Origin of the sequence: Sulfurospirillum diekertiae (assembly GCF_002309535.1) — a bacterium.
Classification (GTDB): domain Bacteria; phylum Campylobacterota; class Campylobacteria; order Campylobacterales; family Sulfurospirillaceae; genus Sulfurospirillum; species Sulfurospirillum diekertiae.
Map to the genome: position 1 here is coordinate 1,972,342 of NZ_CP023275.1, position 14,656 is coordinate 1,986,997.

15 protein-coding genes and 1 pseudogene are annotated in these 14,656 nt (G+C 39.3%); 2 read left to right on the forward strand and 14 right to left on the reverse strand.

Annotation, left to right across the window (positions count from 1 at the left end):
- Positions 1–63: 63 nt before the first annotated feature.
- The 9 genes from SJPD1_RS10130 to SJPD1_RS10170 are packed head-to-tail and all read right to left on the reverse strand — an operon-like array spanning position 64 to position 7,288.
- A complete protein-coding gene (locus SJPD1_RS10130) occupies positions 64–792 on the reverse strand; it encodes an RluA family pseudouridine synthase (RefSeq protein ID WP_096047061.1) in 729 nt (242 codons plus the stop codon).
- A gap of 1 nt (position 793) precedes the next feature.
- Positions 794–1,945, reverse strand: coding sequence for a lipid IV(A) 3-deoxy-D-manno-octulosonic acid transferase (waaA, locus tag SJPD1_RS10135; RefSeq protein WP_096047062.1), 1,152 nt, complete (start codon positions 1,943–1,945; stop codon positions 794–796).
- Positions 1,946–1,948: 3 nt separating this feature from the next.
- Positions 1,949–2,668, reverse strand: a complete 720-nt coding sequence (locus SJPD1_RS10140) for a zinc ribbon domain-containing protein (protein ID WP_096047063.1) — start codon at positions 2,666–2,668, stop codon at positions 1,949–1,951.
- Positions 2,669–2,682: 14 nt separating this feature from the next.
- Positions 2,683–3,402 carry a Nif3-like dinuclear metal center hexameric protein gene (locus SJPD1_RS10145; RefSeq protein ID WP_096047064.1) on the reverse strand — a complete coding sequence of 240 codons (720 nt, stop codon included), beginning with the start codon at positions 3,400–3,402 and terminating at the stop codon, positions 2,683–2,685.
- Positions 3,402–4,259 (reverse strand): glycine--tRNA ligase subunit alpha, encoded by an 858-nt coding sequence (gene glyQ, locus SJPD1_RS10150; RefSeq protein WP_096047065.1) that lies wholly within the window; start codon positions 4,257–4,259, stop codon positions 3,402–3,404. The genes SJPD1_RS10145 and glyQ overlap by 1 nt, the downstream gene beginning before the upstream one ends.
- 36 nt (positions 4,260–4,295) lie before the next feature.
- Entirely contained in the window at positions 4,296–4,784 is a 489-nt protein-coding gene (locus SJPD1_RS10155) for a DUF3972 domain-containing protein (RefSeq protein WP_096047066.1), read from the reverse strand.
- Positions 4,785–4,795: 11 nt separating this feature from the next.
- Positions 4,796–5,290: a 5-(carboxyamino)imidazole ribonucleotide mutase gene (gene purE, locus SJPD1_RS10160; protein ID WP_096047067.1), complete on the reverse strand. Its 495-nt coding sequence runs from the start codon at positions 5,288–5,290 to the stop codon at positions 4,796–4,798.
- A gap of 3 nt (positions 5,291–5,293) precedes the next feature.
- Entirely contained in the window at positions 5,294–6,559 is a 1,266-nt protein-coding gene (locus SJPD1_RS10165) for a peptidase U32 family protein (protein ID WP_096047068.1), read from the reverse strand.
- Positions 6,560–7,288, reverse strand: a complete 729-nt coding sequence (locus SJPD1_RS10170) for a chemotaxis protein (RefSeq protein WP_087439064.1) — start codon at positions 7,286–7,288, stop codon at positions 6,560–6,562.
- Positions 7,289–7,379: 91 nt separating this feature from the next.
- Here SJPD1_RS10170 and SJPD1_RS10175 point away from each other — a divergent pair, with 91 nt between their 5' ends.
- A complete protein-coding gene (locus SJPD1_RS10175; RefSeq protein ID WP_096047069.1) occupies positions 7,380–8,159 on the forward strand; it encodes a histidinol-phosphatase in 780 nt (259 codons plus the stop codon).
- Between the two features lie 72 nt (positions 8,160–8,231).
- Positions 8,232–9,662, forward strand: coding sequence for a type I glutamate--ammonia ligase (gene glnA, locus SJPD1_RS10180; RefSeq protein ID WP_096047070.1), 1,431 nt, complete (start codon positions 8,232–8,234; stop codon positions 9,660–9,662).
- A gap of 229 nt (positions 9,663–9,891) precedes the next feature.
- Here glnA and SJPD1_RS10185 read toward each other — a convergent pair.
- From SJPD1_RS10185 to SJPD1_RS10205, 5 genes and pseudogenes are all read right to left on the reverse strand, one after another.
- Positions 9,892–11,792, reverse strand: a pseudogene (locus SJPD1_RS10185) (transglycosylase domain-containing protein).
- Positions 11,793–11,815: 23 nt separating this feature from the next.
- The gene (locus SJPD1_RS10190) at positions 11,816–12,511 is read right to left on the reverse strand and encodes an ATP-binding cassette domain-containing protein (RefSeq protein ID WP_096047071.1); all 696 of its coding nucleotides are present in this window, start codon (positions 12,509–12,511) and stop codon (positions 11,816–11,818) included.
- Positions 12,508–13,599 carry an aminotransferase class I/II-fold pyridoxal phosphate-dependent enzyme gene (locus SJPD1_RS10195; RefSeq protein ID WP_338055369.1) on the reverse strand — a complete coding sequence of 364 codons (1,092 nt, stop codon included), beginning with the start codon at positions 13,597–13,599 and terminating at the stop codon, positions 12,508–12,510. Before SJPD1_RS10195 ends, SJPD1_RS10190 begins: the two co-directional genes overlap by 4 nt.
- A gap of 2 nt (positions 13,600–13,601) precedes the next feature.
- Positions 13,602–14,156 carry a septum formation inhibitor Maf gene (gene maf / locus SJPD1_RS10200; protein WP_096047073.1) on the reverse strand — a complete coding sequence of 185 codons (555 nt, stop codon included), beginning with the start codon at positions 14,154–14,156 and terminating at the stop codon, positions 13,602–13,604.
- 1 nt (position 14,157) lies between these two features.
- The gene (locus SJPD1_RS10205; protein ID WP_096047074.1) at positions 14,158–14,655 is read right to left on the reverse strand and encodes a hypothetical protein; all 498 of its coding nucleotides are present in this window, start codon (positions 14,653–14,655) and stop codon (positions 14,158–14,160) included.
- Between the last annotated feature and the right edge of the window lies 1 nt (position 14,656).

Below are 14,656 nucleotides of genomic sequence, written 5' to 3' on the forward strand. Positions count from 1 at the left end.
GAACTTTAGAATGCTTTCTAAAGTCTATTTTTAGGGCTTTTTATGGAATAAATTCTTTTTTTATCAAATGCTAAATTTAATAAAATCTTCAGGTTCTTTCGTTTGAAAAATATAGCCTAAGAGCATGATTTTAGAAGCGTGTAACATCAAACGTTTATACGGACGTCCACCGTATTCAGTATCTCCCAAGATAGAAGCGCCAATACTTTTAAGATGCACCCTAATTTGATGGGTTCGACCTGTTTCAATACGTACTTTAATTTTAGAGCGTTTTCCCTCAATCATCAAAGGCTCAACGTGACTGATTGCATCTCTACCTTCATCACTGATTTTACTGTAAGCCGTATTACCTTTTTTAATAGTCAAGATAGGAGCATTAATGTCTACGGCTTCAACAATCTTGGCTTCAACAATGGCTAAATACTCTTTTTGAACTTCACGCTTTTTAAACGCATTGACTGCTTTTATACGGAACTCATCATCTTTGGTTAATAGTAAAACGCCACTGGTCTCTCGATCCAATCGGTGCAATAATGGTAATTTTTTAATCTCCGCGACCTCTTCTGAGGTCATGAAGGCAGGTTTGTCTACCGCCATAATAAATTCATCTTCAAAAATAACTTTGATAGGTGCAATTTTTTCAACTTTAAATTTAGTGTTTTCAAGTAACTCTCCACGTGCAACACTCACTTTTTTGCCCGCGGAATATACAACACCACGATCGATGAGATCTTTGGCGGCACGGTTGGAGATGCCTTCTTGTAGAGCTAACAATTTATATGCTTTTTCCATTTTATTTTCCTAATATTTGTTCTAATAGTGGCTCTATATCGCCATGATGAACGATAGTACTTTTGGGATAAGTATCAATACTATCAAAAACGTTTTTTATCTCTTCAGCTTTACATGTAAAGGCATTTGTCACCGCATCAAAAAGCACTTTTTGGTTAAAAATAAACTCACCGCTGATAAGTTTTGTCCCAAAAAATGCAGGTTCTAGTGGATTGTGCCCACCGACACCATCCACAAAAGAACCGCCCAAGAACACAACATCAGCAATGGCGTACAGATTAATAAGTTCACCCATTTTATCGCATAAAATGATATCGGCATCCAACGTAGTGTGCCCAGATAAACACATGAAACTTTTACCTACTTTGTCAGCATATGCACTTAAAAGTTTACTTACTTTTGCAAATCGCTCAGGGTGCCTTGGCACGACAATGAGCTGATCATTGGGAAGCAATTTAAGATGCGATAAAATCAACTCTTCTTCACCCTCATGGGTACTGGCAAGAACAACCACTCTTTTATGAGGTTGCTTTGGATACACACGGCTTACTTCATACCGACTAAACGCCTTAATATTGCCACATACCTGCACGACTTTAGCACCAAGCGTTTTCAATCTCTGCTCATCCTCAGTACTTTGTGCAAAAATCAGATCTATTGAGTTAAAAATCCAACGATACAACCAAGCAAAACGAACATAGGAAGCATAAGAATTATCGGATATTCGGGCATTGAGTAAAACTGTTTTCATTCCCTTTGCTTTGGCGACAATAAAGAGAAGTGGCCAAAGTTCGGCTTCCATAACGATCAATACTTTTTGTTTTCGTATCCAAAACGGTAGGAATATTTCAAATGGCAAATAGCGTACTTGCGCTAATGGATATTTGGAAGCTTCTTTAAATCCCGTTTGAGTTATGACACTAATACGTACACTTGAAGGCTCAATTTTTTCAATAAAAGGACTTAGTGACCGAACTTCTCCAAATGAACATGCATGAAACCAAACACCTTCCTCTGCAAAGCGAGAATTGTTTTTCAAAAAAAAACGTGCGGGAATTGAATCGTAATATTTTGGCTTAAAACGAAGGTAAATAAGTATTGGCAACGCTAAAAGATAGAGTAGCGTTGCCAATACATAATAAAAAAAAATCAAAGCTTACGCCTTAATTTCCTCAATCTCTTTGTATAAAATACGACCACAATGTGGACAGGTAATAATATCATCTTGCTTTAATACGCTAGCATATGTTTTATCATTCATTCGCATAAAACAGCCATAACATGCTTGTTTTTTAACAGGTACAACCGTACTGTTTTGAGCCCATTTTCTAATTTTTTGATAAAAAGTCAAGATTTTTTGGCTCATTTGTAAAACCAATTCCTCTTTTGCTTGATAAACATTTTTACGTTCTTCTTCAATCGTTTTAATTTGTGAATCAATCGAAGTTTTAATCTCTTCTGCCTCTTTGACAGCCTCTGCAATTTTTTCTTGTAATGCCGCAATATTGGCTTGTTTTAAATCAACAATTTTATCTAGGCGATTAATTTCATCATTGGCAAAATCACACTGCTCTTTTGAAATTTCTTCTTCGAGTTGAAGTGCTTTCACTTCTTTGGCTGTTTTGACCAAAGCGCTTTTTTTCGTAATATCTTTAAGTTTAGCGGAAAGTTCTGCTAAATGTGATTCATTTTTTGCTTTTTTAAGTTTAGCGTCTGCAATGTCCGCTTGGAAAGACTCTGCTTGGAGTTTTAAATCTCTCTCTTTATCTAAAGAAAGTTTCAACATTTTCTCAACTTTGGCAATACGTGGACCAAAATCGTCGATCTCTTTGTCTAACCTGGAAAGCTCAATTAACTGTTCTAAATACTTATTCATATGTTATGTGTCCTCTATTTGTACTCAAACGGATTTTTAGAATTTGATATTATAGCCTTTAATGGCAAATTTTTCAAATAATTGCCCAAACACTCTGGGAAATAGCGCTCGGACTCAAAGTGACCTATGTCCATTAATGAGAGATTATTTTCTTTTGCTTCCATCGCTTGATGATACTTTAGATCACCACTTAAGAAGCAATCGGCTTCAATTTGAGTAATCAAATCGCCCCCAGATCCTGTCGTGATTGCGCAACGCCCAATCCACTCACGTGCTCGCACGATTCGTAAATGTTCAATACCCAAAACGTGTTTTACATGTAAAGCCAAATCATCCAAACTTTGGTTCACCTCGCAGTAGGCAACAAACTCTTTGGTTTCACTGACTTCAAAGCCTAGTTTTGAAGCAACATAAGCATTTAAATGGGAGAGATCAAAGTTGGTGTGCATGGCAATCAAACTGATCTTTTTTTGTACCATAATTTGAATTAAATTGGAAGGATATTTTGCGAAATCGAGCTGTTTTAAACCATTAAAAATAAGGGGATGATGCGTGATGATAAGCGAATTTGGCGTTACTTGTTCTAAGAGTGAACCATCGACATCAAGACTAAGGTAGATTTGCTCTACCTCATCATCCAAACTCCCAATCAATAAACCACTGTTGTCCCAACGTGCCTGCGTAGCAAAGGGACTCAGTGTATCTAAAAAATCATAAAGTGCGCCAAGCGTCATTAACCCACCACTTCTTTGTATTTGACAGCGCATCCTTTGGCAAGTTCTCGAATTTTAAGGATGTAGTTTTGGCGTTGTGTCACCGAAATTGCTTTACGTGCATCAAGGACGTTAAACGTATGCGAAGCCATCAAGCAGTAATCATACGCTGGTAATGGTAAATTCTCTTCAAGGCAGCGTTTACATTCCACTTGCGCATTTTCAAATTGATCAAAGAGCATAGAGACATTGGCAATTTCAAAGTTGTATTTGCTAAATTCGTACTCGCTCTGTTTATGCACATCACCGTAGGTTGTTACACCAAATTTATTTTCATTCCAAATCAAATCAAACACAGACTCTTTTTCTTGCAAATACATTGCCAAACGCTCAACACCGTAGGTAATCTCAACAGGCACAGGGCTGCATGGAATACCACCTACTTGTTGAAAATAAGTAAACTGTGTCACTTCCATACCATCCAACCACACTTCCCAACCAAGACCCCACGCACCCAGCGTTGGAGATTCCCAGTTGTCTTCAACAAAGCGAATATCGTGTTTTTTAATGTCAAGACCCAGCATTTCAAGACTTTTAAGGTAAAGCTCTTGAATGTTGTCAGGACTAGGCTTAATGAGCACTTGAAACTGATAGTAACTTCCCAAACGGTTTGGATTTTCACCATACCTTCCATCTGTTGGACGACGACTTGGCGCAACATACGCCGTTGCCCACGGTTTGCTACTTAAGCTTCGCAAAAAGGTTGCATTGTGAAATGTTCCAGCACCCGCAGGCATATCGTAAGGCTGGACAATGGTACAGCCTTGATCTTGCCAAAAAGTTTGGAGGTTTAAAAGCATTTGACTAAATGTAAGCACTATTTCTTTCCTTCTTCATTTGTTTACATGTAAAGATTATTTTGTTGGCGGGGTATAACTTTCCACCGCTTTGTTCCACATCATTTTATATTTTCGCTTGGTAAAGTCAAGCTCATCTTGTAACAGTTCAAGCTGTTTAGTAAGTGTCTCAATGACTTTACGATCTTCGTCACACAGCTCTTGCATCGAAAAAAGTGCCTCTTTTAAAAAGCGGTTTTCACCTTTGAGTGCATCAAGTGTCTCTTCTTTGGCATCCAACACTTTTTCATGCAGACTTAAAATGGCGCCAACCGTTTTTTCAACAAACTCAGAGCTCATTGAGATAGAGGAGCCTTCATAAGTGCTATCAAGAACAATCCCTTTGGTGGCAGGAATCAGTGCTTGTGCGCTACGACTTACCTCAACAAAGCATTTGCCCTCTTCATTCTTCGTGATGAGTTTCCCCTCATCAATCAATGACTGAATGGCAGAAATATCCAAATTCACTAATGTGCTAAACTCTTCAATTCCCATCCAACTGTTCATTGTTTCACCCTTTATAAGATAACTTCAATACCCATAGAATCTGTTTCAACTTTTTTTGCTTTTAAAATACGATCTTCTTTGAGTTTCGCCGCCAATTCTTCATCAGCAAGGGCTAGAATTTCCATCGCTAAATAGGCACTGTTAATAGCGCCTGCTGAGCCAATCGCTACTGTTCCTACAGGCATTCCACCTGGCATCTGAACGGTACTTAAAAGTGCGTCCATACCTTCCATAACGCCACCTTTCATTGGAACACCAATGACGGGTTTGGTCGTAAGAGAGGCTACCACACCTGCTAAATGTGCTGCCATACCTGCTGCGGCAATAAAGACTTTTGCCCCTTTAGCTTCCGCATTTTTGACATACTCATGGGTTCGCTCTGGACTTCGGTGTGCGGAAGAGACGATAATCTCATACAATACGCCAAATTTTTCCAGTGTTTTTGCACACTCTTCCATCACAGTAAAATCACTTTTGCTTCCCATTATAATAGAAACGAACTTCACGTTTTATCCTTTTATCTTTACTCTTAAAAATGTGAACCCTGGAAGGGTTGTGGGCAAGACAATCGCATTGACATTGCCGCTGTGTATCTCATCAAACAGTTTGCCACTAGGCGTTTGAAGTTTTTTAAAGCTTATTTTCCAAGAACCATCCTCTTCAAAAATAGTACCGATGTCATTCTCCATCGCTTCAATTTTGAGATGGGTTGGCATGACCAAATCATAGTTTACATGTAAAGATAAAACATCCTTACAAAGACACGTTGCACCATCTTCGTCCACTTGCGCAACCACTTGGTGCGTGCCTTCGCTGATCGAGTGCGCTAAATTTTGCGTGTCATTTTTTTCAAACGGACGGTTTACTAAATAACCATCGCTAAACCCTCTGTTTTTGGTGGTATCGAGCTCTGCCGTGTATTTGCTTGCATCAAATTGACCGGCATAATAATCCTCAATCGCTTGACGATACGTTTTAGTCGTAATTCCTACGTAATACGAACTCTTCGTTCGACCTTCGATTTTCAATGAATCAATGACACCTGAGTCTAAGATTTCTTTGACATGCGCGCTTAGATTGAGGTCTTTTGCATTCATAATGTGCGTGCCCTCAACGCTTTCTTCAATACGAAACAGCGTTCCACTCTCTTCGTTGTGTGCGTAAAGGGTGTACGGGAAACGACAGTCATTCGCACAGCTTCCACGGTTGGAGACACGTCCACTTTGCACCGAACTGATCAAACAGCGACCACTATAGGCAAAACACATTGAACCATGAACAAACACTTCCAGTTCCAAATGCGGCAGATGCTTTTTGATCTGTTCCAAATCTTTCAAACTCACTTCACGTGCCGCGATAATACGCTTCACTCCCATATCAGAATACACTTCAGCATCGAGGTAACTTAAAACATTCGCTTGGGTTGAAAGATGGATAGGAATCTGAGGCGCAATTTTACGTGCCAGTTTAATCACACCAGGAGCGGCCACAATAAACGCATCGGGTTTCATCGCTGCCACACGCTCAATGTGCTTTTCAAGAAGAGGAATTTGCGCGTTGAAAGGAAAGCCATTGATGGTAGCATGCAAATGTTTTCCTCGTGCATGCGTATAATTGATCGCCTCTTCAAAGCTCTCATAGGTAAACTCTTTGCCAGACCTTATGCGAAGGGAGAAGTGACTCACCCCTGCATACACGGCATCCGCGCCATACGCCAGCGCTATTTTTAACTTTTCAAAATTTCCAGCAGGAGAAAGCAGTTCGACGTTTGACACCTATTTTTTTCCTAAACTAGCGATCAACGCTTCAATATCTTCATTGCTCACAACATCTTCTGTTGTTGTGTCACCATGAATATGTACGGCGGAACTAACACGATTGGTATCATCTTTAGAGCCTTCAAACAATGCACTCATGTATTTTGAAAGCGCACGCATTACATTGATAACACGTTCAATTTTTTGGCGGTGAATATCTTGGTATTGCATAATGTCCATCGTCATCATAATCTCATCTTCAGCCATTTGGGCATTCATTAAAAGATCTTCAACACGTTCTTTCATCCCTTTGTTGTCATCCAATGCTTTTTGGAATTGATCAATTTTAGGAAATTTTGATACCAATGTTTCAAAAAGCGTGATATTAGACTCAATAAGTTTAATGACCTCTTTCGCATTATCTTCTGCACTCAGCATAAAATTATTGACGATTTCAAGTTTATCAAATACCTGAGTTGCTTTAATTTCAGAGTCTTTGGTCACATCATCCAGTTGATGTACCATTTTGTGATCATCTGTTGGTGGTGGTGGTGGCCAAGACATTGTGGATGATGTTCTATATTCATTCATCATTTGGGTCGTAGCTTTATCATGCTCTTCTTGTTCATTTAAAGCATTACTCCCCTCTGTCTCTTCTTCTTGGGCGATGCTCTCCTCTTGGGGTGCAGTTTCGTCCATTTCGTCTAAATCGCCCGCCATCAAAGCATCAAGTTCCTCTTGCGTCATAAGCTTTCTCCTCAAAGTGACAAATTATGGTCTATTATAGTGAACTTTTTATATAATTTAACTTTAAGACCCTGATTGAAGGATGCCTACAATGATGATTGATCTTCACAACCATACCCCTTTGTGTCACCATGCGGAAGGGAGTATAGAAGAGTTCGTGCAAGCGGCTCTGCTTCAAAAAATAGATGTTTTTGGCTTTTCAGATCATGCTCCCATGAACTTTGATGAAGACTACAGAATGAGCTTTTCACAAATGGCAGATTATGAGCGTGATGTTTTACATGTAAAAGAAAAGTACCAAGACCAAATCAAAATTCTACTGGCCTATGAAGTCGATTTTCTGCAAGGCTACATTGATGAGCGTGTGCTCAAGCGTAGCGTTGATTATTTTATAGGCTCTGTGCATTATCTAGGTTCATGGGGGTTTGACAATCCCGAATTTATTGGAGAGTACCGCACTAAAAATATTGATGAAGTGTGGGAGCGTTATTTTGAGGCGATTACGGCTATGGCAAAAAGTGGCTTATTTGATATCGTTGGCCATTTAGATCTCATAAAAGTCTTTAATTATTTACCCAAAAAAGATGTGAGGATGATTGCAAAAGAGGCCATTAAGGCTATCAAAGGCGCCAATATGGCAATCGAACTCAACGCTGCTGGCTTTCGTAAACCAGTGGGAGAGCAATACCCAAGTCATCCACTATTAGAGTTGATTGCCGAACACGATATTCCAATCACTTTTGGCTCAGATGCCCATGCAATCGATCATATTGGTTTTTTACAAGATGACCTTAGAGCGATTGCAAAAAATTATGGGTATAAAAAATGTGCAACTTTTGAAAGTAGAGATCGAATATTGGTTAATTTTTAAGCACTCTTTTCGACCTTATTTTCAGCTCAATCTGATAAAATTACTGAAATTTAAAATCTTAGGAGTTACAACATGGGTAAATTCGTTAACAGTGTTGAAGAGTTTTTCAAATACACTACTGACAATGAAGTTGAATTTGTCGATTTTCGTTTCACTGATATGAAAGGAACATGGCATCACCTTACATACACTATTGAATCCATTAGTGCTGAATCTTTCACAAATGGTATCCCTTTCGATGGCTCATCCATTGATGCTTGGCAACCAATTAATAAATCTGACATGCTCCTTAAACCTGAGGCTGAAACAGCATTTTTAGATCCATTTACAGCTGATTCTACCGTTGTTGTTTTCTGTGATGTTTTTGACATCTATAAAGGTGAACTCTACGAGAAATGTCCAAGAAGTATTTCTAAAAAAACATTAAAATACCTTGCTGAAACAGGTTTGGGTGATGTCGCTTACTTTGGTCCAGAAAATGAATTTTTCGTATTTGATGATGTTAAAATCAGAGACGACATTAACTGTTCATACTATGAAGTAGACTCTGAAGAAGGTACTTGGAATAGCGCAAAAAGTTTCACTGATGGCTATAACACAGGTCACCGCCCCGGTACAAAAGGTGGATATTTTCCTGTTCAACCCATCGACTCTATGGTAGATTTACGTGCTGAAATGGTACAAACCCTTAAACAAATTGGTCTTGAAGTCTTCGTTGTACATCATGAAGTTGCTCAAGCACAAGGAGAAATCGGCGTTAAATTTGGTTCTCTTGTTGAAGCAGCCGATAACGTTCAAAAATACAAATATGTTGTTAAAATGGTAGCTCACCTCAATGGCAAAACAGCAACCTTTATGCCTAAACCACTTTACGGTGACAATGGTAACGGTATGCACGTTCACCAATCTATCTGGAAAAATGGTAAAAACATGTTCTTTAAAGCGGGAGAATATGCCAACCTTAGCGATATGGCACGTTGGTACATCGGCGGTATCTTGAAACATGCACGAAGCGTTGCCGCTTTTACTAACCCATCAACCAACTCATACAAAAGACTTATCCCAGGATTTGAAGCACCTTCAATCCTTACGTACTCTATGCAAAACCGTTCAGCATCTTGCCGTATCCCTTACGGTGCAGGTGAAAAATCTGTTCGTGTTGAGATGCGTTTCCCAGATTCAACTTCATGCCCATACCTTGCATTTGCTTCTATGCTTCTTGCAGGCATTGACGGTATCAAAACCAAAGCTGAGCCTGTTGGTCCAATGGATGAAGACTTGTTTGAGCTTACACTCGATGAAATTAGAGAAAAAGGTATCAACCAAATGCCTCATACCTTAAGAGGTTCACTTGAAGCGTTAATTCGTGACAATGACTATCTTAAACCTGTTATGACTCCAGAATTTTTGGATACCTACCAACACTATAAATTTGAAACTCAAGTTTGGCCAGATGAGGCTAGACCTACAGCGTTCGAATTTAAAACAATGTACTCTTGCTAGTATTTTAATAGCTATCAGGGAGTGGGAAGCTTTTTTGGCTTCTTGCTCCCTTTTTTTATTCCTATACGCTTTCCAAGCTGAGCTTGAAAAACTACGTTACACTGGGTACTAAAGCTTACCTCTATGAGGCAGAGTTAAATCTTACGCTAAATTACTTCTTAGTTTGGCTTGAAAAGCTACGTTGAAGTAGCTTTCTAAAACTTCTTCTCTCTTGGCAATCCATCATCCACTAGAACATCAACCCACTATCTTCTTTGAGTTGTTTGACATTATTGGTTTTTGGGAAAGGTGAGACGTCGGTAAAGAACTCTGTTGTTCCATCAATTTTACGAGACTCAACGCCTTCTGGTATTTTAAATTCACGTGTTGTTTCTGGATGAAGTTCCACATATTTTGTCATAAAGTATTTAAAGGCTGGCGCAGCTGAGCGACCACCTGTTTCACCCTTTTTGAGTGGGGAGTTATTGTCATTTCCAAACCAAGTGATCACTTCAATATCAGGAGAAAAACCACAGAACCAGGCATCCACACTGCTGTTGGTTGTTCCTGTTTTACCTGCAATTTCAATACCAGGCACTTGTGCATTTCTACCCGTTCCTCGTTTGACAACCTCTTTCATCATATCAATCATCAAATAGCTCTGCTTTGGAGAAGTCATTGTTTGTGTTTTGGTTTCATAAACTTTTTCTACACCTTGACGATTAATGATTTTTTTAACCAACATTGGCTCTGTTCTTACACCATAATTTGCAAACATTGAATAAAAACCACTGTACTCTAGGGGAGAGATTCCAAAACTTCCTAGCGCTAAAGAGAGGTCCATGGAGAGATTTTTAAAACCATCTTTTTTGAGTTCTTTATACACACTATCCAATCCCAAAAGCGATAAAAGGTTGATGGTTGCAAGGTTGCGTGAATGAACCAATGCCTCTTTAAGGGTTATCAGTCCTTCAAAATCATTTTCATAGTTTTTAGGTTTCCACTCTTCATCGGTTTCGCTATTGACATAGGTTCGTGAAATATCTGGAATTTCAGACAGAGGAGAGTATCCCCAATCCAACGCTTTTTGGTACAAGAACGGTTTAAAACTTGAACCGGGTTGGCGTTTACTTTGGGTGGCACGGTTAAAACTGCTTTTCGCATAATCAATCCCCCCACAAGGGCTAGGATATTGCCCGTACCATTTTCCATAACCACCATCGCACCGTTAAGATCCGAAGCATTGGCATCTTTACCCATTCGTGAAACCATGCCATTGTAACCTACTTTGAGCGACTCATGCGCTAAATGCTGAAGTTTTAAGTCAATCGTCAAATAAATTTGATAACCACCTTTTTTAATATCATCATACTCTGTACTTAAGCTTTTAATAACTTCATCCACAACATAAGGCGCACGATTTCGTGTGAGTGTCTCATCATACACCATTGGATGCTCTAGTGTTGATTTCGTATACTCAGCCTCACTGATCCAACCTAAGGCATACATACGATTGACAACCTGATTGGCACGGCTCAACGAAAGATCCATATGTTTTGTCGGATCGTAAGAGCTAGGAGCTTTAGGAAGTCCTACAAGAATGGCGATTTCTTTAAGGGTAAGAGCATCAAGAGTTTTATTGAAATAACCATGTGCCGCTGTTTTAACACCATAGTAGCCATGCCCAAAATAAACATGATTAAAGTAACGCTCCAAAATCTGCTCTTTGGTTAAAGAAGATTCTACGGTATATGCCAAAATAGCTTCATTGACTTTTCGCGTTAACGTCTTTTGACGACTGAGAACCGTATTTTTAATCAACTGTTGTGTAATGGTACTTGCACCTTCGACCATTTTCATGGCATGAATATCTTTTACAAGTGCTCTAAAAATAGCCTCAAGATTAATACCACTGTGCTCAAAAAATGAGGTATCTTCGGTGGCAACTAATGCTTCGATCAAACGTGGAGGAATATTTTTATAGTCCACATATAACCTATTTTCATCATCAAAAAGATTGGCAATGAGTTCACCATTTCTATCATAAATCTGTGTGGTTAATTTTGGTGCATAATCAATAATTTTATAGGCATCAAACCTGATTTGTGCGTATAAAAAAATAAGTGCCATCAAAGCTGCAAATGCAATCATCGTCAAAATTGTTATAATATATTTCACGTTCTAAAACTCCTTTGTCTAAATCCAGACTCTAAAAGTTGCTTCGTATACGCCTCTTTTGGGTCCTGTAAAATATTTTTGGTCAAACCGCTCTCAACGATTTTCCCTTGCTGAATAATGCCAACATTATCGCATAAATGCTCAATGGTACTAATATCGTGCGTTACAAACAGTAGATCAAATTCACACTCTTTTTGAAGCCTTGAAATCAGCTCCAAAACCGTTGTTTTACTCTCTTCATCCAGCGCCGTTGTCGGCTCATCCAAGAGTAAAAGTCTAGGTTTTAGCGACAGCGCCATCGCAATAATAAGACGTTGTAACTGTCCACCGCTCAGTTCAGAGGGAAAACGATCTAAAAAGGCAATATCTAGTTCTACCATTTTCAGGTATTTCTCTGCAATTTCTTCGCTTACCATAAACTGTTGACTAATTTTTGTCAAAGGAGAGAGTGCCGTAAAAGGATTTTGCGGTACAAAAGCGATGCTTTCACCTCGATGCAGTTCATATGAAGCATTATACTCAAGCGATGCATCCAATTCTTGAGGTAACATCCCTAAGAGCGCTTTGAGTGTCAAACTTTTTCCACTGCCGCTCTCGCCAATCAATGCAAACGACTTTTCAAAAGAAAAGCTCACATCAAGCAGTGTTTTCACTTTACTTTTGATGAGAAGCTGTTTACATGTAAAGCTCAAAAGCTCCCCTTTTGGATCAGAGAGCACAACGTTTCTAACTTTTCTACACTCTCACCAAGGCGTGGGATCAGACGCAAAATAGGTTTTGGAACCGTAGGAGGTCGAATCGCTCCCACTAAAAAGCCCTCTTCTATCAATTTTTGTTGAATACTTAGGGCATCGGCACCTTCGCTCAATGGATATGAGCAGATCAACCCTTTAATATTCACGCCCAATACCGTTTTCACAACAGCTTGACGTTTGGCTATTTCAACTTTCAAGCTTGCTTGATTTTTGGAAATGTACACTAACCCTTGGTAGCCCAAGGAAATATCGAACAATGAAGGAGCGGTAGTATAAATAATTGCTTTAGCACGATTTTGTAAAAATTCGCTGATGTGTTCGGAGCATAAAATATACGCACCATAACTTCCCAAAGCTTTTCCCAGTGTGCCCATTTTGATATGGTTGGCTTTGGGTGCAATGTTGTAAAGATCAAACACACCTCGAAGATGCTCACCCACAACACCCACACTGTGCGCTTCATCCACAATCAAAAGCGCATTGTAACGATCCGCTATCTCAAAAATATCAGGATTGAGAAGATCGCCACTCATTGAGTAAATGCCTTCAACGGCAATAATAATACGGTTATGATTGTGTGTATTGATCAAACTCTCCAGATGATTCGCATCATTGTGTTTAAAAAGCAACACCTCAGCATCCACCGTTTTAGAGGCGACCATACCACTGGCGTGATACTCTTCATCCAAAATTAAAAGATCTCGTTTGCGCGGTAACGCCTCAATCAACGAAAAATTGGCTAAAAAACCACTCCCGCACACCAGGGCGGCTTCAAAACCGTTATGTTTAATTAAAAACGCTTCAAATTCTTCATGAATGGGATGATAGCCATTGACTAAAATGGAAGCTTTTGGAGCATGCGTTTTATACTGAGAAACTTGCGCTACGGCATGTTCAAAAAGGGTTTTATTTTCAGCAAAGCCGAGATAATCGTTCGAGCTAAAATCCGCCAAATCGTCATCATAAAGCTTACGGCTTCGGTAGCGATTGGCTTTGGTGATGGCTTGCAGTTCGTTGTGATACATGATTACTTGGTCAAAAAAGGCAGAAGCTTCTCAACGCTCAGCCCCATAGCGGTACTCTCTAATCCGACCACTTCTTTAATATATGATTTACAAAATCCTTCCACCATACATGCGCCCGCTTTTCCCTGCCATTCATCACTCTCTAAATAATCATGCAATGCTTTGGTATCAAAAGGTAAAAAAAGATAATCGGTGGTTGAGAGATCAATAAGTTCAATCGTTTTGGATTTATAGATCATACAACTGAGGATGCTCACCGTATTGCCACTTTGCGCTTCTAAAATACGTTTGGCATCGGCTCTGTCTTTGGCTTTACGAAGGATTTGCCCATTGGCAGTTACAACCGTATCGGCACACAAGACAGGCATTTCCAAGTCGTATTTTTCAAGGTAACTCTGCATTTTTCCCTTGGTCGCATGGTAGACAAAATGCGAAGGATCACTGATGCGAAGGCTCTCTTCATCAAAGCCAGCATCTCGTTGAATGAACGGAACTCCAAATTTGCTCAGCAGTTCTGCTCTCGTGATAGAAGTGGAGCCTAAAACGATCGTTTGCATCTTAATAGCCTCGTAAAATCACGCCAAAATAGACCGAGATAATGGCTAAAAGTAAATTAAGCGGAATAAGATATTTCACCATTAAGATCACATTTTCCTCGACCTCAATGTAATTCTCTTCGGCTAATCCTTTTTTAGCTCTGAGGTATTTAAAATACATGTAAATAAAATTAAAGGCAATAAATGTCCAAAGGGCTTCTTTAGTATGCACCATGACATACGTGGTAGGATTGCCTGATTTAAAGCCAAGCCCTATGTGCATAAACACCGATGTTATCACGATCACTAACATTACAGGGACTAAAAAAAGAATATAACGGCGCATCATTTGCATACAACTATTGAACTTGATCTTTTCATCAGGAACATATTCTTCCACAGGTTGAATGACAAATCGCATTATGAACATACTGCCAATTAATAATGCTGAACTAATGACATGTAAAAAAACGATGATTCTGCCAAAATCGCCAAATATTTCTATGAAAAAATCACGCATC